19 protein-coding genes and 1 pseudogene are annotated in these 18027 nt (G+C 71.4%); 10 read left to right on the top strand and 10 right to left on the bottom strand.

The genetic code is table 11. The annotated features are described in order from the left end of the window. Nucleotides 1-147 precede the first annotated feature (147 nt). From ispF to E6R18_RS22640, 3 genes are all read right to left on the bottom strand, one after another. Complete coding sequence (gene ispF / locus E6R18_RS22630; RefSeq protein ID WP_136318736.1) at nucleotides 148-684, bottom strand: 2-C-methyl-D-erythritol 2,4-cyclodiphosphate synthase; 537 nt, start codon at nucleotides 682-684, stop codon at nucleotides 148-150. Beyond that, nucleotides 674-1420: a 2-C-methyl-D-erythritol 4-phosphate cytidylyltransferase gene (gene ispD, locus E6R18_RS22635; protein WP_136318737.1), complete on the bottom strand. Its 747-nt coding sequence runs from the start codon at nucleotides 1418-1420 to the stop codon at nucleotides 674-676. Before ispD ends, ispF begins: the two co-directional genes overlap by 11 nt. Before the next feature lie 460 nt (nucleotides 1421-1880). Beyond that, on the bottom strand, nucleotides 1881-2363 hold the full coding sequence (locus tag E6R18_RS22640; protein WP_006380568.1) for a CarD family transcriptional regulator: 483 nt from the start codon (nucleotides 2361-2363) through the stop codon (nucleotides 1881-1883). Between the two features lie 609 nt (nucleotides 2364-2972). Here E6R18_RS22640 and E6R18_RS22650 point away from each other — a divergent pair. Continuing rightward, nucleotides 2973-3620: a copper chaperone PCu(A)C gene (locus E6R18_RS22650; RefSeq protein ID WP_136318738.1), complete on the top strand. Its 648-nt coding sequence runs from the start codon at nucleotides 2973-2975 to the stop codon at nucleotides 3618-3620. Nucleotides 3621-3703: 83 nt separating this feature from the next. Here the strand turns inward: E6R18_RS22650 and E6R18_RS22655 are convergent, their stop codons facing one another. Beyond that, entirely contained in the window at nucleotides 3704-4384 is a 681-nt protein-coding gene (locus tag E6R18_RS22655; RefSeq protein WP_136318739.1) for a response regulator transcription factor, read from the bottom strand. Continuing rightward, nucleotides 4381-5655 (bottom strand): ATP-binding protein, encoded by a 1275-nt coding sequence (locus tag E6R18_RS22660; protein WP_136318740.1) that lies wholly within the window; start codon nucleotides 5653-5655, stop codon nucleotides 4381-4383. Before E6R18_RS22660 ends, E6R18_RS22655 begins: the two co-directional genes overlap by 4 nt. A gap of 233 nt (nucleotides 5656-5888) precedes the next feature. Between E6R18_RS22660 and phoU the strand changes: the two genes are divergently transcribed. Both phoU and E6R18_RS34125 read left to right on the top strand, forming a co-directional pair. Further along, entirely contained in the window at nucleotides 5889-6566 is a 678-nt protein-coding gene (gene phoU, locus E6R18_RS22665) for a phosphate signaling complex protein PhoU (protein ID WP_018553681.1), read from the top strand. A 291-nt stretch (nucleotides 6567-6857) separates the two neighbouring features. Further along, complete coding sequence (locus tag E6R18_RS34125) at nucleotides 6858-7007, top strand: hypothetical protein (RefSeq protein WP_168712411.1); 150 nt, start codon at nucleotides 6858-6860, stop codon at nucleotides 7005-7007. A gap of 52 nt (nucleotides 7008-7059) precedes the next feature. On the opposite strand, the gene E6R18_RS22670 is transcribed toward E6R18_RS34125, so the two are convergent. Continuing rightward, complete coding sequence (locus E6R18_RS22670) at nucleotides 7060-8367, bottom strand: MFS transporter (protein ID WP_136318741.1); 1308 nt, start codon at nucleotides 8365-8367, stop codon at nucleotides 7060-7062. Between the two features lie 219 nt (nucleotides 8368-8586). On the opposite strand from E6R18_RS22670, the gene E6R18_RS22675 reads away from it, so the two are divergent. After that, nucleotides 8587-9348, top strand: a complete 762-nt coding sequence (locus E6R18_RS22675) for a phosphoglyceromutase (RefSeq protein ID WP_136318742.1) — start codon at nucleotides 8587-8589, stop codon at nucleotides 9346-9348. A gap of 173 nt (nucleotides 9349-9521) precedes the next feature. Here the strand turns inward: E6R18_RS22675 and E6R18_RS22680 are convergent. Further along, a pseudogene (locus E6R18_RS22680) lies at nucleotides 9522-9701 on the bottom strand (site-specific integrase); the annotation flags it as partial. A gap of 158 nt (nucleotides 9702-9859) precedes the next feature. On the opposite strand from E6R18_RS22680, the gene E6R18_RS22685 reads away from it, so the two are divergent. Genes E6R18_RS22685 through E6R18_RS22695 form a run of 3 tightly spaced genes read left to right on the top strand, consistent with a single transcriptional unit; the run spans nucleotide 9860 to nucleotide 11344 of the window. Continuing rightward, nucleotides 9860-10798: a hypothetical protein gene (locus E6R18_RS22685; RefSeq protein ID WP_240799824.1), complete on the top strand. Its 939-nt coding sequence runs from the start codon at nucleotides 9860-9862 to the stop codon at nucleotides 10796-10798. Between the two features lie 58 nt (nucleotides 10799-10856). Continuing rightward, on the top strand, nucleotides 10857-11105 hold the full coding sequence (locus E6R18_RS22690) for a hypothetical protein (protein WP_136318744.1): 249 nt from the start codon (nucleotides 10857-10859) through the stop codon (nucleotides 11103-11105). Continuing rightward, nucleotides 11102-11344, top strand: coding sequence for a hypothetical protein (locus E6R18_RS22695; protein ID WP_136318745.1), 243 nt, complete (start codon nucleotides 11102-11104; stop codon nucleotides 11342-11344). Before E6R18_RS22690 ends, E6R18_RS22695 begins: the two co-directional genes overlap by 4 nt. A 7-nt stretch (nucleotides 11345-11351) precedes the next feature. Here the strand turns inward: E6R18_RS22695 and E6R18_RS22700 are convergent, their stop codons facing one another. Then, the gene (locus tag E6R18_RS22700; RefSeq protein ID WP_136318746.1) at nucleotides 11352-12158 is read right to left on the bottom strand and encodes a hypothetical protein; all 807 of its coding nucleotides are present in this window, start codon (nucleotides 12156-12158) and stop codon (nucleotides 11352-11354) included. Nucleotides 12159-12359: 201 nt separating this feature from the next. Here E6R18_RS22700 and E6R18_RS22705 point away from each other — a divergent pair, with 201 nt between their 5' ends. Next, nucleotides 12360-13367: an aminoglycoside phosphotransferase family protein gene (locus E6R18_RS22705; RefSeq protein ID WP_136318747.1), complete on the top strand. Its 1008-nt coding sequence runs from the start codon at nucleotides 12360-12362 to the stop codon at nucleotides 13365-13367. Nucleotides 13368-13382: 15 nt separating this feature from the next. On the opposite strand, the gene E6R18_RS22710 is transcribed toward E6R18_RS22705, so the two are convergent. Both E6R18_RS22710 and mshA read right to left on the bottom strand, forming a co-directional pair. Further along, nucleotides 13383-13910: a YbjN domain-containing protein gene (locus tag E6R18_RS22710; protein WP_136318748.1), complete on the bottom strand. Its 528-nt coding sequence runs from the start codon at nucleotides 13908-13910 to the stop codon at nucleotides 13383-13385. 48 nt (nucleotides 13911-13958) lie between these two features. Continuing rightward, nucleotides 13959-15323 carry a D-inositol-3-phosphate glycosyltransferase gene (gene mshA, locus E6R18_RS22715; RefSeq protein ID WP_136318749.1) on the bottom strand — a complete coding sequence of 455 codons (1365 nt, stop codon included), beginning with the start codon at nucleotides 15321-15323 and terminating at the stop codon, nucleotides 13959-13961. 243 nt (nucleotides 15324-15566) lie between these two features. Here mshA and E6R18_RS22720 point away from each other — a divergent pair, with 243 nt between their 5' ends. Together E6R18_RS22720 and E6R18_RS22725 are read left to right on the top strand one after the other, a co-directional pair. Next, a complete protein-coding gene (locus E6R18_RS22720; RefSeq protein ID WP_136318750.1) occupies nucleotides 15567-16346 on the top strand; it encodes a class I SAM-dependent methyltransferase in 780 nt (259 codons plus the stop codon). 278 nt (nucleotides 16347-16624) lie between these two features. Next, nucleotides 16625-17707 carry a C40 family peptidase gene (locus E6R18_RS22725; protein ID WP_136318751.1) on the top strand — a complete coding sequence of 361 codons (1083 nt, stop codon included), beginning with the start codon at nucleotides 16625-16627 and terminating at the stop codon, nucleotides 17705-17707. The last annotated feature ends 320 nt before the right edge of the window (nucleotides 17708-18027 follow it).

Below are 18027 nucleotides of genomic sequence, written 5' to 3' on the forward strand. Positions count from 1 at the left end.
GCCGGTCGGCGCGACGGGCCGGTCGGCGCGACGGGCCGGTCGGCGCGACGGGTCAGCCGATGCGGCGCGGCGGGTCGGTCGGTGTGACGGGCCGGTCGGCGCGACGGGTCAGCCGATGCGGTGCGGCGGGTCGGTCGGCGCGGCGGGTTAGCCGGTGCGGTACACCAGGGCGGTCGCGAGGCCGGCGATGCCCTCGCCCCGGCCGGTGAAGCCGAGCCCGTCGGAGGTGGCGGCGGACAGCGAGACGGGGGCGCCCACGGCGGCGGCCAGGACCCGCTGGGCCTCGTCGCGCCGCTTGCCGATCTTGGGCCGTACGCCGACGACCTGGACGGCCACGTTGCCGATCTCGAAGCCCGCCGCACGGACGATGCGGGCGGCCTCGGTGAGCAGGGTGACACCGGAGGCACCGGACCACTCGGGGCGCCCGGTCCCGAAGTGCTGCCCGAGGTCGCCGAGGCCGGCGGCGGAGAAGAGGGCGTTGCACGCGGCGTGGGCGACGACGTCGGCGTCGGAGTGGCCGGCGAGGCCGGGGCCCTCACCGTCCCAGCGCAGGCCCGCGCACCACAGCTCGCGGCCCTCCTCGAAGGCGTGGATGTCCGTGCCGATGCCGACGAGCGGGATGACGGGCGCGGGGGCCCGGGCGGGCCCGGGGTCCTGGGCGGGCCCGGGGGTCTCAGAAGCCATCGTTGGCCCTCCTGCGTGCGAGTACCGCTTCGGCCAGGACGAGGTCCAGGGGCCGGGTCACCTTGAACGCCTCTTCGTGTCCGGGTACGACGACGACGGGCGCGCCGAGCTGTTCGACCATGCCGGCGTCGTCGGTGGCGCCCTCACCGCTGACGGCGACCTGCTCGTGGGCGCGGACGAGGGTGTCGCGATCGAAGCCCTGGGGGGTCTGCACGGCCCTGAGCCGGGCGCGGACCGGGGTGGAGAGGACGGGCTCGGGCGCTCCGGGCGCCCCGGGCTCGACCTCCTTGACGGTGTCGGCGAGCGGGAGGGCGGGGACGACGGCGGGCGCGCCCTCGCGTACCGCGTCCACGACGGCGTCGACCGTGTCGACGGGGACGAGCGGGCGCGCCGCGTCATGCACGAGGACGGCGGAGATGGAGTCCGGGAGCGCGTCGAGCCCGCGTTTGACCGATTCCTGACGGGTCTCGCCGCCGGGCACGACGACGAAGTCGGTGCGTTCGGGCAGGGCGTGCTCGTCGAGGAGGTTGCGGACCTCGGGGGCGCCGTCGGGCGGGGCGACGACCACGACGAGGGAGACGTGGCGGGAGGCCGCCATGGCCCGTACGGCGTGGATGAGCATGGGCGTCCCGTTGAGCGCGCGCAGCGCCTTCGGGGCGCCGGGGCCGAGTCGTACGCCGCGGCCGGCCGCGGGGATCACGGCGGCCGTGCGGTAAGGACGCGGTTGTTCAGACATCGGTTGCACTCCGAGGCTTCGGCATGTTTGTGTCCACGGCCGACGTGGGTATGGCCAGAAGCGAGCCGGGCGCCGGCGTCATGACTCGACCGGGACCCTTTCCGTGACCCCGGGCGGGTCGGGACGTGCGCCGGCCGCTCGGGATCGGCCTCACCCGCCGGCTTCGCAAGATCGCGAGCAACGTACCAAGGACCCCTGTCGGCGGATCATCGGCAGGCGCCCGGATGGAACCGGACAGAGCCGGAATCCGACCGGAAGTGACTGGAACTGATAAGCGGCCGGACGGCAACTGGCTGGAATTCGCTGTTTCCTCCTGCCCGGATGACCCGGATAAGGCTTTCCGATCCGGACATGCCGCAGCGCCCGACGACACACACCGTGAATACGGCTGGTCAGCGGGCACCGCGGCATATCTGCTACGGCCGGTGCGATCCGGCCGCTACGACCGGCACTGTCCGGTTCAGGACGCGAGGACCTCGTCGAGGAGAGCCTCGGCCTTGTCCTCGTTGGTGTTCTCCGCGAGGGCGAGCTCGCTCACCAGGATCTGCCGCGCCTTGGCGAGCATGCGCTTCTCACCTGCGGAGAGTCCGCGCTCACGCTCACGACGCCACAGGTCGCGAACCACTTCGGCGACCTTGATGACATCGCCGGATGCGAGCTTCTCGAGATTTGCCTTGTAGCGCCGGGACCAGTTCGTCGGCTCCTCGGCATACGGTGCGCGCAGCACCTCGAAGACGCGGTCCAGCCCTTCCTGCCCGACTACGTCACGCACACCCACGAACTCCGCATTGTCCGCCGGCACACGCACCGTCAAGTCGCCCTGAGCGACCTTGAGCACCAAGTAGGTCTTGTCCACGCCTTTGATCTGGCGAGTTTCGATAGCCTCGATCAGCGCGGCCCCGTGATGGGGATAGACCACGGTGTCGCCAACCTTGAACGTCATGTGACAGGTACCCCTTCCGTGGCTATCAAGCGTAACACGAGAATCGCTTCTCCTGAATGGCGTTTTCGCAGGTCAGGGCATATCTCGGGGCTTGACAACTGCGACACGGACGTGCTGCGGACGGCCTCCGGAAGACGGTATTCGCAGGTCGGAGCGGCTGTACGGGGACGGAGAAACGCGGACGTTACACGCACTCCGACTCGCTCCGAAGGGGCCGAACGTCCCGTTTTGTCTGGTTCCGGTTGGTGAACTTTCCGTACTCCGTTCGGTGATGGATCACTCGTACGGCGGTAAGTGCCGATGGCCAATGAAATTGATCAACGTGCGGCGCGGCGCGGATTATGCGCAAGGAATGCGCCACCGTCCGTGAACAGCCCCGGAAGCGGCCGGGCGAACGCCGGGCGAAATTGATCAAGCGCGTTATGTGTAGGCCCTGCGAATGTGCGCGCACGCTCCGGCCGGTGATCCCGGCGCCCGTCAGGGGCGGGTCGGGTGCGGGGCGGCGAGGGGGGCTCGGTAACCTGACGGCTGACAGACCCTTAGGGCGGCTTTACACCGCTCGCCCGACCCGTCCGTACCCGTCCGCTCGTTCAAGGAGTTGCCGCCGCCGTGAGCCGCAGCCTTCGACACGGCGCCCTCGCCGCCACTGCCATCGCGTTCTCCCTCGCCGCGCTCACCGCATGCGGTGCGGGCAAGGACGCGCAGACGCTCGAAGTCAGGCCGGACAACGCCGCCACCTCGTCCGGCGACATCAAGATCCAGAACGTCAACGTCATCACCCAGCCCGAGCGCGACGCCAAGGGCCCGGCGGTCGTCTCCGCCACGGTGTTCAACACCGGCACCAAGGCGGAGACCCTGGACTCCATCACCCTGACGGGCAGCAGCGGCTCCGTGGCCCTGCACGCCGCCAAGGGCTCGGGTCCGGTCGTCGTCCCGGCCGGCGGCCGGGTCGTCCTCGGCGGCAAGGGCAACGCCTCCGCCGTGATCGAGAACGGCGACGAGGCCACGAAGAACGGCAACGTGCAGCCGCTGGTCTTCAAGTTCAGCCGGACCGGCGAACTCTCGCTCGGCGCGTCCGTCGTCCCGGCGAGCAGCTACTTCAAGGAGTTCGGCCCCAGCGCGCTGCCCGAGGCGTCGAAGACGCCTTCCAGCTCCGCGTCCGCGTCCGAGACGCCGTCCGGTTCCGCGTCCGAGACGCCGTCCGGTTCCGCCTCCGAGACCACCGGCTCGGCGTCCGAGTCCGAGCAGCCCGGCTGAGCGGCACGCCCGTAGGACACGTGGCTGAGGCGCCTTCCCCGCTGCGGGGAGGCGCCTCAGCCATGTGTGCGGCGTGGGCCGGCCTACGGCTCGAACTTGTAGCCCAGGCCGCGCACCGTCACCAGGAACCGGGGGGCGCCCGGGTCGGGCTCGATCTTGGCGCGCAGGCGTTTGACGTGGACGTCGAGGGTCTTGGTGTCGCCCACGTAGTCCGCGCCCCAGACCCGGTCGATCAGCTGCATCCGGGTGAGCACCCGGCCCGCGTTGCGCAGCAGCATCTCCAGGAGGTCGAACTCCTTGAGCGGCAGGTCGACCTTGGCGCCCGAGACGGTGACGACGTGGCGGTCCACGTCCATGCGGACCGGGCCCGCCTCCAGGGCGGCCGGGGTGACCTCCTCGGGCTCCCCGCGGCGGCGCAGCACGGCGCGGATGCGGGCGACGAGCTCGCGCGAGGAGAAGGGCTTGGTGACGTAGTCGTCGGCCCCTATCTCCAGGCCGACGACCTTGTCGATCTCGCTGTCCTTGGCGGTGACCATGATCACGGGGACGTTGGACCTGCTGCGCAGCTGCCGGCAGACCTCGGTGCCGGGCAGTCCGGGCAGCATCAGGTCGAGGAGCACGAGGTCGGCGCCGTTGCGCTCGAACTCGTCCAGGCCGTCGGGTCCGGTGGTCGCGATGGCGACCTCGAAGCCTTCCTTGCGGAGCATGTAGGACAGGACGTCGCTGAAGGATTCCTCATCCTCGACGACAAGCACTCGGGTCACGGAAGGGCCTCCGGGGCAGGGAATGGTTCATAAGTGTCGGGTGCGGCGTCCGGACCGGACGCCCCGTCGCCGTTGACGATGAGCGGGCCGCCCGAGGGGCGGTCCCGGTCCCGTGCGGAGCCCGCTTCGGGCAGCCGCAGGGTGAAGGTGGAGCCCTGTCCCTCCGAGCTCCACACGGTGACCTCCCCACCGTGCGAGGCGGCCACGTGCTTGACGATGGCGAGGCCGAGGCCGGTGCCACCGGTGGCGCGCGAGCGGGCCGGGTCGACGCGGTAGAAGCGTTCGAAGACCCGTTCCCGGTCCTTCTCGGAGATGCCGATGCCCTGGTCGGTCACGGCGATCTCGATCTCGTCCCCGCCGGTGACGACGACGCGGCGGGCGGCGATGCCGACGCGGGTGCGGGCGGGGCTGTAGTTGACGGCGTTCTCGACGAGGTTGCCCAGCGCGGCGGCGAGCTGGCCCCGGTTGCCCCATATCCGCAGGTCGGCGGCGCCGCCGGCGGCCATGGTGATCTGCTTGGAGCCGGCCTGCTGCCGGCAGCGGTCGATGGCCTCGGCGACGAGTTCGTCCACGCGGACCGGTTCGGCGTCCTCCAGCGGGTCGTCGTTCTGCACCCGGGAGAGGTCGATCAGCTCCTGGACGAGGTTGGTGAGCCGGGTCGCCTCGATCTGCATGCGGCGGGCGAAGTGCTCCACCGCCTCCTGGTCGTCCGAGGCGTCGAGCACGGCCTCCGAGAGCAGGGACAGGGCGCCGGTCGGCGTCTTGAGCTCATGGCTGACGTTGGCGACGAAGTCGCGCCGGACCGCTTCGATGCGGCGGGCCTCGGTGAGGTCCTCGACCAGCAGCAGCACCAGGCGGGAGCCGAGCGGGGCGACCCGGGCGGAGACGGCCAGCGCCTCGCCGCGGCCCGTGCCGCGGCGCGGGAGGTCCAGTTCGACCTGGCGTATCTCCCCGTCGCGGCGGGTGTCCCGCGCCATGTTCAGCATCGGCTCGACCGCCAGGCGGCCGCCGCGCACCAGTCCCAGCGCGTACGCGGCGGAGCTGGCCTTGACGACGCTGTCGCTCTCGTCCAGCACGACGGCGGAGGAGCTGAGCACGGACAGGACCGTGTCGACGCCGGGCGGCAGCGGGGCGTTGCTGTCGGGCCGCAGGGAGGTGCGCGTCGGCTTCTTCTGGTCGCGTTCGCTCCAGCGGAACGCCAGCATGGCGATCACACCGGTACCGACACCGGCGATCGCGGCAGCTGCGGCGACCGCCGCGTTCACGTCCATGTCTCCAGGTTATGCGGCACCTCGGACTCTCTCCCAGCGGTGCGGGGGCCTCCTCGGACACTCGTCGCCCAGAGTTCACCGAGGGGCAAGCACCGGTTCACTTGGCCGGTCGGAATCCGACGCGTACGGCCGTCACGGTGGCGTCGTGGGGTTGGGCGCCGGCTCCCCAGCGGGCTTCGCAGCCGGTACACGGCCCACCCCCGGCCCGGTTCAGGACTGGAGAGGGACATCCCATGCGTGACGCGTACCACGAGGAACTCGACTCGATCGGAGAGGGGCTGGTCGAGATGGCCCGGCTCGTCGGGTCGGCGATAGGCCGGGCCACGACGTCCATGCTCGACGCCGATCTCAAGCTCGCGGAGTCGGTGATCGCCGCGGACCAGAAGGTGGACGACCTCCAGCACGACCTGGAGGCCCGGGCCATCGCGCTGCTGGCCCGCCAGCAGCCGGTGGCGACCGATCTGCGGATCGTGGTGACCTCGCTGCGGATGAGCGCCGACCTGGAGCGCTCGGGCGACCTCGCCCAGCACGTCGCCAAGCTGGCCCGGCTCCGCTTCCCGCAGTCGGCGGTCCCGCACGACCTGCACGCCACCATCCTGGAGATGGGCCAGCTCGCGCAGCGGCTGATGGCGAAGGCCGCCGAGGTGATCATCACGAAGGACGTCGACCTGGCGCTCCAGCTGGAGCAGGACGACGACGAGATGGACCTGCTGCACCGCACGCTGTTCCAGCACCTGATGGACGACCGCTGGAAGCACGGCATCGAGACGGCCGTCGACGTGACGCTGCTGGGCCGCTACTACGAGCGGTTCGCCGACCACGCGGTGTCGGTGGCCAAGCGGGTGGTCTACCTGGTGACGGGCGAGCACGCGGACGAGATCCAGCAGCCGGTGCCGGTGGAGGGCGCGTAAGGGCCGGGGGCGGCACGGGAAGGCCGGGGCACGGGGAGTCGGGGCGCGGGAAGGCCGGGGCGCGGGAAGGCCGGGGCGCGGGAAGGCCGGGGCGCGGGAAGGCCGGGGCGCGGGAAGGCCGGGGCGCACGCCCGCGCGCACGGCTCGCACACACGTTCCTGCGCATGTGCGCCGTTGATGCGCCCGTCCGGGTGGGCATGCAATGGGGCGGGGCGGTACGACCTGTCCGTACGCCCCGGTCGCGGGCCCCGTGCGGGCGTGCGGCCCTGTCGTACGCCTTGAGGAGGAACCATGGCCGATTCCCCCATGACCGACCCCGAGCAGGAGGTCCCCGCCGAGGTGGTGCACCTGACCGTCCTCGGTGCCTGCGGCTGCGGCTCGGGCTGCGGGTGCGGCTGCCAGTCCGGAGCGCCGTGCCAGTGCGGGGGCTGCTCGGGCTGACGGGCTGCCGGCCGAGGCCGTACGGGAGACGGGCGGCCGCCCCCGTACGGCCTCAGCCGGCCTGTTCGACGGCGGGCGGGACCGCGACGGTGGCCTTGGCGGGGTCGAAGCTCTCCGCGACCGTCGCACCCCCGGCCGGCAGGTTGCGCATGAGCAGCCAGTACCCGAAGGCGGCGGCGGTGCCCAGCAGCGCGCAGGTCCCCCACAGCCACCCGGCGCCGAAGTGGTCGATGACCACACCGGACATCAGCGGCGCGACGAGCGCGGCGGCCGCCCAGGACAAGGTGTACATGCCCTGGTAGCGCCCCCGGCCGTGGGCGGGCGACAGCTGGACGACCAGGCCGTTCTGCACCGGCGCGTTGATGATCTCGCCGACGGTCCACACGCAGATGGTCAGCGCGTACAGGCCGACGGAGCCCGCGAAGGCGGTCAGTCCGAATCCGTATCCGGCCAGCAGCGAGGACGCGAGGAGCAGCCGGCGCGGGTCGCGGCTCTGGATGAACCGGGTGACGGGGATCTGGAGCGCGACGATGAGCACGCCGTTGACCGCGACCGCCGTGCCGAAGTCGGAGCTGCTGAACCCGTCGGCGCCCATGGCGACCGGCAGGCCCACATAACCCTGCTGGAAGATCAGCGCGATCACGAAGGACAGCCCGACGACGCCCATGAACCGCCCGTCGCGCAGCACGGTGGACAGCCGTACGCCGTCGCCGGACGGCGCACCGGCGACCGCACCGGTCGCCGCGGCCTCCCGCGGCCGGGACTCGGGCACCTTCAGGAAGACGACGACGGCACAGATCAGGGTCATCGCCGCCTCGCCGATGAAGCCGGCGAGGTAGCTGTACTCGGCGACGAACCCGGCCCCGGCTGACGAGACGGCGAAACCGAGGTTGACGGCCCAGTAGTTGAGCGAGAAGGCCCGCACCCGGTCCTCGGCGGGGACGATGTCGGCGATCATCGCCTGGACCGCCGGGCGCGAGGCGTTGCTCGCCATGCCGACGAGGAAGGCGACGGCGGCGATGGCGACCGGGTGGACCATGAACCCGAGCACGGCGACCGACACGGCGGTGGAGACCTGGGCGGCGAGCATGGTGGGCCGCCGCCCGAGCCGGTCCGTCATCACCCCGGCCCCGAGCGAGGACACGACCCCGCCGAGCCCGTGCAGGGCGGCGACGAGACCGGCGTACGAGGCGGAGTAGCCGCGCTCCATGGTCAGGTACAGGGCCATGAAGGTGGCGACGAACGCCCCGAGGCGGTTGACCAGGGTGCTGGTCCACAGCCACCAGAACTCCCTGGGGAGACCGGAGACCGTTTCCCGGGTGGCCCGGGTGGCCCGTCCGAGACCGGCGGCGGCAGACATACGGGTTCCCCCCAAGGACGTACGGACGGTGTCGGGACCGGGCCGAAACGGTAAGTGGCCCATTGACGCTCCGAACATTACGAAGCACGAAGGTTCCCCTGCCACCCAATTGACACCAGTCGTCAAACGAGAACCGGCGCCCCGCGCCCCCGCCCCGCCCCCTGTCCGCTCTATGACCGGTCGCGCACGGCCCTGACTGGTTCGATTACGCTCGGACCCATGGCCGACGCACCGTACAAGCTGATCCTCCTCCGCCACGGCGAGAGCGAATGGAACGCGAAGAACCTGTTCACCGGTTGGGTGGACGTCAACCTCACCGAGAAGGGCGAGAAGGAGGCGGTCCGCGGCGGTGAGCTGCTGAAGGACGCCGGCCTGCTCCCCGATGTGCTGCACACCTCCCTCCAGAAGCGCGCCATCCGCACCGCCCAGCTCGCGCTGGAAGCCGCGGACCGCCACTGGATCCCCGTCCACCGCTCCTGGCGCCTGAACGAGCGCCACTACGGCGCCCTCCAGGGCAAGGACAAGGCCCAGACGCTCGCCGAGTTCGGCGAGGAGCAGTTCATGCTCTGGCGCCGCTCGTACGACACCCCGCCGCCCGCCCTCGAGGACGGCACCGAGTTCTCCCAGAGCGACGACGCCCGCTACGCGACGATCCCGCCGGAGCTGCGCCCGCGCACGGAGTGCCTGAAGGACGTCGTCATCCGCATGCTGCCGTACTGGTACGACAGCATCGTCCCCGACCTCCTGACCGGCCGCACGGTCCTGGTCGCCGCCCACGGCAACAGCCTCCGCGCCCTGGTCAAGCACCTCGACGGCATCTCCGACGCCGACATCGCGGGCCTGAACATCCCCACGGGCATCCCGCTCACCTACGAACTCGACGCGGACTTCCGCCCCCTGAACCCGGGCGGCACGTACCTCGACGCGGACGCGGCGCAGGCGGCCATCGAGGCCGTGAAGAACCAGGGCAAGAAGAAGTAGTTCGACCATAACAAGCCCCCTACCTGCGGTTTCACCGCGCGTAGGGGGCTCGTTTTTTGCCCTGGGCCGTGGCTGGGCCGTCCCGCTCAGATCCGGCGGATGCGAATCTCAACCGCGATCGGGAACGCCACCGGGATGACGACCCACAGGGTGAGGCCCATCCACGCAGCATTGAGTTGCTGGACGACGTGCAGAGTGTCCAAACAGAAGTCGATCGCCTCCACCGCGACGCCCAGGATCTCGCCTTGCCGGAGGCCGCAGCCGCCGCCCAGGTCGACCATCACTTGATACCGCTCCGCCATGCCCGCGCGCCCCGCGAAGAGCCGTTCCGTCGTCCAAGGCGTGACGCGCTTGATGTCACGGTGAACGCGTGTCGAGGTACGGGAACGCGTGCAGCCGGAGCTGCGACTCCATCGAACCTTCCTCCGGTTCCGGACCGTATGTGGCGCAGAGCCGCGGTGACTGCTCTCCTCACTGTTCCCGCGGTAGCGATGAAGAGGATCCCTTCGAGGTGGATCTCGAGAGCCATGTCAGATCGTGTGGACATGGCGGGAGTCTGACGCATGAAGCGGACTCGCATCAGTCCACGACGCTCAAGCCGATTGCCCACTTCGGCAACGAGTCGTCCTCTCGGCCCTCCGCTAGGTTCAGCTCCGTGCCCGAACAGACGGCCGACCACCGGTCCATCATTGACGCCATCCTCGACAACTGCCGCCGCTCAACGCTGCCGTATCAGCAGGCCCACCGCGGCGATGCCTTCGGGACGGCATTCTGGTTCAACGATCTCGTGTCCGAGGACGATGACAGCGAGACGTATTCGCAGTACCTCGTGCCCGCAGGGTCGTTGACCCGGTACGACCTCGCCGAGATACGTCTACGGCGCGAGCTCTCGGATACGCCCATGAGCGCGAACGCCCTGATGATGCCGCAGTTCCGGGAGGGCTGGACACCGCTCGGTGACTCCGGCGTCTCCGTCCTGCCCGCCGCCGTCCTGCATGCGCTGGCGCGCCGGAAGAAGTGGGCGTGGGCGACCGACGAGATCACTGACGGCATCGCCGCGAAGCCGGAGGACATCGCGCTGCTCGACGACGGCCCGGTGCCGGCATACGCGTTGGGCCATGACGTGGGGCCGGACCGCACTCAGCGGGAACAGGCCGTGGTCATCGGGGAGGTCACGCGACGCGGCGACGGCCATGGGTTCGTATGGGGTGGGCACGTACCCGAAGGCTGTGCCGGGGCGCCGGTTTTCGTCGGGCTCCACCTGGCGGACCGCAGCTTCAAGCTCGTGTGCCTCGGCGTGCTGCTGCCCGGCGAAGGCGAAGGCGCTACGGCGTGCCACCCCGTGGCCGCCTTCGACCGGATACGAACTGCCGTACGGGCCCTGCCGCAGCCGTCCGACGCCACCACCGCCACGCCCGCCCCGTCCCGGTGGTGGCGCAGGCGGAAGTGACGCGCGCCACCCCGCCCCGTACCCTGTGCCCCACGCGGGGAAGAGCGGGAGGGCGGACATGGGTGAGCCTTTGAAGACCTTTGTCGGTGGGGCCGAGGTCGAGGTGCCCAACAGCATTCCGGCGATCCGTGACGCCCTGCCCGAGGACCGGCGCGAGGAGTTCGACAGCGCCATCAACGAGGCCGGCGTGGACGAGATCCAGGCCGTGATGCGGCACTGGATGCTGGAGGCGGTGCCCGATCCGGAGGCCGAGCGGATTCTGGACCGGCTGGCGCAGGACGAGGCCGAGAGGCGGAGCGTCGCTTGAGCTTCCGGATCTCCTATGCGCCGCCCGCCGACGACACCCTGGCCAAGATGCGGGACGGTGACACCTTCCGGGACGAGATGGCGGGCACCCTGGGGTGTGAGCCGTACGGGCACGGGTCGTCCGCCGTCAAGGGGGAGCACGATCGCCGGGAGGCGACGGTCGCCGGGGCGATCGTGCTCTATTACGTCTCCGGTTCGGTCCTGACCGTCACCGTCGTACGGCTCGTCCCGCTCCCCTGATACCGGGTCAGGCCAGCTTGGCGGCCTGGGCGTCGATCACCGCGGTCGGCATGTCGAAGTCGCCGCCGGCGCCCGCGGCGGCGAAGTTCAGCGCGGTGAGCGAGGCCAGCGTGGTGCCCTGGCGGACCTCGATGAGCTTCAGCGCGCTCTTCTCGCCGTCCGCCTCCACCGTCACCGTCCAGGCGACGGCTTCCTCGCCGCCCTTGACCTGCTCCTCCGCGATCTTGACGACCTTCTGCTTCTCCCCGGCGGCGGTGAGCGTGAAGCCGGACGCGCACTCGGTCGCGGCGGTGCGCAGCGAGGTCAGCGCCTCCTCGGCGCCCTTGCCGTCGTACGAGGAGAGCGTGGCGAGGGTCGTCGTGATGTCGAAGGCGGCCTCGAAGGCCTTCTCGGCGTCGGCGCTGTCCTTGTCGGCGCCCTTCTTCGGCTCGCTGACCACCTTGCGCTGCGTGGAGGCGGCGGGGGAGCCGGCCTTGGCGCCCATCAGCACATCGGCGAAGACGTCGCAGGCCGCCTTGTCCACGGTCACGTCCTTGCCCTCGACGGAGTCGCCCGGGCCGGCCTTGGTGATCTTGTGGGCCTTGACGTCGCCCTGGGCCAGCGATGCCTTCTCCAGCTCGGCGGCGGACAGCGCCTTGGCGGAAGCCTGGTCCGCGTCCTTGTCGGCGCCCTTGTCCGAGGGCTTGGCCGAAGCGGAACCCGCCGCCTTGCCGGTGTCCTTGTCGTCGCTGTCCGAGCCGCAGGCCGCGGTGAACAGGGCCAGGGACATCACGGTGGCGGCAACGGCGGTACGGCGTATGGCAGTGGGTCGCATGGCCCGTCCTTCTGTCTCAAGGTGTTTCGCCCGCACGAAACAGCCACGCCGGGTTCGGCGCGGCCGGAATGGGGTCGTGGTCGTGGGGGTGAGCCAACTCTATGAGGATGCTGTGGTTTGACAAACCTTTACTGTGGGCATCGCACGTGATCGTGACGACGTCGTGATCACTTCGCTCACACCGTTCAGGGGGAGTCAGCCGTGCCGATCGATTCCGTACTCTCCGATGTGCTCGGCTCGTCGGGCATACCGCCTGAGCTGGTCGCCTCGTGCGAACCGCTCACCGGGGGCACGTACAACACCGTCACCCGCGTGACGCTGACCGACGGGCGGGAGTGGGTCGTGAAGGTCCCGCCGCCCACCGCCGGGGACTGCCTGGCGTACGAGCGCGACCTGCTGGTCAACGAGGTGACGTTCTACTCCGCGGCCGCCGGTGTCGCCGAGGAGACCGGCGTGCCCGGCCTCGTGTGCAGCGCGCTCGATCCGGCCGCGCCCCCGGGGGCGTACGTGGTGATGTCCGCGCGCCCCGGGCAGCCCTGGCACGAGCTGACCGGGGCCATGGCCGACGGTGAGGAGGCGCGGCTGCGCACCGAACTGGGGCGGATGGTGGGCCGGTTGCACGGTCTGCCCGCGCCGGGCGGGTTCGGCTATCCCTCCGGGGCGCTCGGGCCGCTCGCGCCCGCCTGGCGGGAGGCGTTCACCGCGATGACGGACGCGGTGCTGGCCGACGCGCGGAGGTACGCGGCGCGGCTGCCCCGTACGGCGGCGGACATCGGCGCGCTGCTCGGCTCCGCCTCGTACGTGCTGGACGACGTCACCCGGCCCGCGCTCGTCCACTTCGATCTGTGGCAGGGCAACATCCTGGTCACCGGCGAGCCGGGGGCCCGGCGGGTCGGCGGGATCATCGACGGGGAGCGGATGTTCTGGGGCGACCCGGCCGCCGACTTCGTGTCGCTCGCCCTGTTCGGTGACCTCGCGGACGACAAGGACTTCCTCGCCGGTTACGGGAGTTCGGCGCCGGGCGGGCCGGTGGAGTTCGACGGGTCGCTGCGGCTGCGGCTCGCGCTCTACCGGGCGTATCTGTATCTGATCATGCTGGTGGAGACGGTGCCGCGCGGTACGTCCGGCGAGCAGCTGGAGTGGACCTGGAACGAGGTCGCGCCCCGGCTGGAAGCCGCCCTGGAGGAGGTGGCGGCGGCGCGCGGGTGACCTCGGTGACGGCGGTCAGCCGGCCGGGCGCTGGGTGAGGTGGGCGAAGGCGTCGAGGTTGCGCGTGGACTCGCCGCGCGACACCCGCCAGGCGTACTCCTTGCGGATCGCGGTCGCGAAACCGATCTCCAGCAGGGAGTTGAAGGCGCCGTCGGCCGCTTCGAGGACGGAGCCGAGGAGCCGGTCCAGCTCATCGGGCGTCACCACGGAGAGCGGCAGCTTGCCGGCGAGGTAGATGTCCCCGAGCGAGTCGATCGCGTAACCCACGCCGAACAGGCGCAGGTTGTGCTCCAGCAGCCAGCGGTGCACCGCCGCGTGGTTCTCGTCGGGGTGCCGGATGACGAACGCGTTGAGGGAGAGGCTGTGGGCGCCGACGATGAGTGAGCAGGTGGTGGCGAGCTTGCGGGTGCCGGGGAGTTGGACGACGTAGTTGCCGGATGCGGGGCTCTCCCAGTCGAGCCCGGCGTCCGCGAAGGCCGCTTCGAGGACCTGGGCGGCACGGGTGACCTCGTTCTTCGCCGGTTCCTCAGGTGCGTCAGCCATGTTCCGAGCGTACGTCAGGTGGCGAAGGCGTGCGGGCGGGGCGGGGCCTCACGCCTGGCGGGTCCGGGCCCGCCTGCGGTGTTCCTGCACGGCCGCCGTGTAGACCTCGGCCGTGGCCGCCGCGGCCGTGTCCCAGCCGAACCGCTGCGCGTGCTCCGCCGCCGCGCCGCCCATCCGGGCGACCAGCTGCGGCGCCTCGGCGAATCGTTCCAGCGCCCGCGCGTACGCCTCCGGCTCGTGCCCGGGTATCAGGAAGCCGCTGACCCCGTCGCGCACGGCCACCGGGAGGCCGCCCACGGCCGCAGCGACGACCGGGGTGCCGGCCGCCTGGGCCTCGATGGCGACCAGGCCGAAGGACTCGCTGTGCGAGGGCATGACCAGCACGGACGCGGCCCGGAACCAGTCGGCCAGCTGGTCCTGCCCGACCGGCGGGTGGAACCGTACGACGTCCGCGATGCCGAGCCGGGCCGCGAGCTTCTGCAACCCCTCCGGCTTGGCGAGCCCGCTGCCGCTGGGGCCGCCGACGACGGGCACCACGATCCGGGAGCGCAGGGCGGGGTCGCGGTCCAGCAGCACGGCGACCGCGCGCAGCAGCACGTCGGGGGCCTTCAGCGGCTGGATGCGGCCCGCGAAGAGCGGGATCAGGGCGTCCTGGGGCAGGCCCAGGCGGGCGCGGGCGGCGGCGCGGCCGTCGGCTGGGCGGAAGCGGTCCAGGTTGACACCGGGGTGGACGACGGCGACGGCGTGCGGGTCGGCGTCGTAGAAGCGGACGAGTTCGTCGGCCTCCTCGGCGGTGTTCGCGATCAGCCGGTCGGCCGCGTCGACGATCTGGGTCTCGCCGATGACCCGGGCGGCGGGTTCGGGCGTGTCGCCCTCGGCGAGCGCCGCGTTCTTGACCTTGGCCATGGTGTGCATGGCGTGGACGAGGGGGACGCCCCAGCGCTGGGCGGCGAGCCAGCCGACGTGGCCGGAGAGCCAGTAGTGGGAGTGCACCAGGTCGTAGTAGCCGGGGCGCTGGCCGGCCCACGCCTGCATCACGCCGTGCGTGAAGGCGCAGAGCTGGGCGGGCAGCTCCTCCTTGGCCAGGCCCTCGTACGGGCCCGCGTCGACGTGCCGGACCAGGACGCCGGGCGCCAGCTCGACGGCCTCGGGCAGCCCGCCGGTGGTGGAGCGGGTGAAGATCTCGACCTCGATGTTGATCGCGGCCAGCCGCTTGGCCAGCTCCACGATGTACACGTTCATGCCGCCGGCGTCGCCCGTCCCCGGCTGGTGCAGCGGGGAGGTGTGCACGGAGAGCATCGCGATGCGGCGCGGCCTGCGGTGGGCGCCGGAGAAGGAGCCGGTGAGGCCAGAGGGAAACCTGCGACGCGGTGCGACGCGGCTGCCGCCGAGCCGAGAGACGTACTGGCTCACGTCGTCCGTCCTCCTCGCTGGGCCCGGGTGCCGACACGGTTCACGGCATCGGAACCGAAGGGGCGCGCGGTCCCTTCGCAGGTGGGGAACAGCGGAATCCCTCCTTTCATTTCCGCTTTACCAAATCATTACGGTGACGCCGCGGCGCGTCGCCACGATGTTCTCCTGCCCGCTGTCCGGCCGCATCCGCGTTCTCCTGCCCGCTGTCCGGCCGCATCCGCCCGGATCGTTACGCTCTGTGTCATGCGCCCGATCGGCACCGCGACCCGCGGGACCACCAACCCCAACCGGCTGCGCCGCATGGACCGCTGGATCGCCGCCACGCACGGCCCCGCCCTGCGCCGCGCCGACGCCCCCGTAGCGGTCGACCTCGGCTACGGGGCCGCGCCCTGGACCGCCGTCGAGCTGCTGGAGCGCCTGCGCACCGCCGAACCGCGCACCCGGGTGGTCGGCATCGAGATCGCCCCGGAGCGGGTCGCCGCCGCGCAGCCGTACGCGCGCGAGGGCCTCGCCTTCCGGCACGGCGGCTTCGAGATCCCGCTGCCGGAGCCGCCCGTGCTGATCCGGGCGGCGAATGTGCTGCGCCAGTACGACGAGGGCGAGGTGGCCGCCGTCTGGCAGCGGCTGTGCGACCGGCTGGCGCCGGGCGGGCTGCTGGTGGAGGGCACCTGCGACGAGATCGGGCGCCGGCACGTGTGGGTGGCGCTGGGTCCCGAGGGGCCGCGCACGGTGACCTTCGCGACCCGCCTCGGCTCGCTCGACCGCCCGTCCGATCTCGCCGAGCGCCTGCCGAAGGCCCTGATCCACCGCAATGTGCCGGGTGAGCGGGTGCACGCGTTCCTGCGCGACTTCGACCGGGCGTGGGCGGCCGCGGCGCCGTACGCGTCCCTGGGGGCCCGGCAGCGCTGGATCACGGCGGTGCGGGCCCTGTCGGGCGACTGGCCGCTGACGGACGGGGTACGCCGGTGGCGCCAGGGCGAGGTGACGGTGGAGTGGACGGCACTGGAGCCCGGGGGGCTTTGACCGCGCCGGAATTCACCTCTGCGGAATTCGCCCCTGAGGACTCCTGAGGAATTCACCCCTGCGGGGGGAACGCCGGCCCGGCATCGTTCGTCGGAGTGAGTGGCGAGGGGACATCGCGGGCGCGGGGTGGCGGGGAGCGACGGGGTAGCGGGGCGATGTCCATGGCGGGGTTGTGTCTGCCTCTGTTGCTTTTCCGCACGGCATGACACGATCTCGTCCGACGCTACATGTTACTGACGGTAAATCAGATAGTTGGGAACTGCTCGGAGGGGGAGCTCGTGTACCGACGTCACTGTGCCGCCGCCGCGATCACCCTGGTCTGCGCGCTGGCGGTCCTCGCCTCGCCGGTCCAGGCGTTCGCCGCACCGACACCGCCCGGGCCGGACACCTCGTCCGTTCCTTCCGGAGCGCCCGCGGAGCCCGGCAAGAAGAGCCTCGAAGAGGTGCGCGAGGAGATCGACGCGCTGTACCTCAAGGCCGGTGCCGCCACGGACGCGTACAACCTCGCCGAGGAGAAGGCCAAGAAGCAGTCGGGCGAGCTGGTCGAGCTGGCGCAGGCGATAGTCGAGGGCCAGGCGAAGATCGCCGACCTCAAGAGCCGGGCCGGCGCCCAGGCCCGCGAGCAGTACCGCAACGCCGGACTGCCGCCCGGCGCGCGGCTCATGCTCAGCGGCGACCCGCAGCTCTTCCTGGACGGGGTGAGCCGCGCCCGCCAGGGCCAGCAGGCCACCAAGGGGCTCCTGGGCGCACTGACGCGCACGCAGAACGACTTGGAGACGTACACCAAGGACGCCAGCACCAACTGGACGAAGCTCGAAGCCAATCGCGTCAAGCAGGCCAAGGCCAAGAAGAAGATCAACGCGCAGATCGCGGCGGCGGAGAAGCTGGAGTCCCAGCTGGAGAAGGAGGAGCGCGCCCGGCTCCTGAAGATGGAGCAGGAGGCGGCGTACCAGGCGCAGAACGCCTGGTTGAGCTCCGGCGCGCTGAAGGAGATCAACCGCGAGGCCAGCCCGAACGGCAAGAAGGCGGTGGCCTTCGCGACCGCCCAGATCGGCAAGCCGTACAAGTGGGGTGCGGAGGGCCCGAAGTCGTACGACTGCTCCGGGCTGACGTCCCAGGCGTGGGCGGCGGCCGGCCGGCCGATCCCGCGCACCTCGCAGGAGCAGTGGCGGCTGCTGCCGCACATCGCGATCAAGGACATGCGCCCCGGCGACCTGGTCATCTACCACGGTGACGCCACCCACGTCGGCATGTACGTCGGCGACGGCGCGATCGTGCACGCACCGCGCCCCGGCCGCAACGTCACACTGGCCGGAGCGGGCTCGATGCAGATACTCGGCGTGGTCCGTCCGGACGCGTAGTCCTTGGGCGGACGGCGGGGCGGGGCAGGCGCTCCCGGCCCCCGGGCGTACGGGCACCCCGGGCGTACGGGCACCCCGGGCGCCCTGGGACCTGGCCTCCGGCGTGAGCCGGGCCACTCCGCTCTCACCGCTCGGCGTGACCTTTGTCATGCCGTCATGAGCGGGCCCGGGGCGGTCGGTCGTGCCTGATCCGTGACCTGAAGCGGCTTATGGCGGTGCATATGCCGGGGGCCGCGCGCGAGTCGCCATTCCGTTCGCGCGGTCCGGACCGCTATGGTCCCCGTCTGGCGGATCGTCGATCGTCGCTCCGCCGCGCCCTC

The organism is Streptomyces sp. A1277, from assembly GCF_004795015.1.
Lineage (GTDB): Bacteria > Actinomycetota > Actinomycetes > Streptomycetales > Streptomycetaceae > Streptomyces.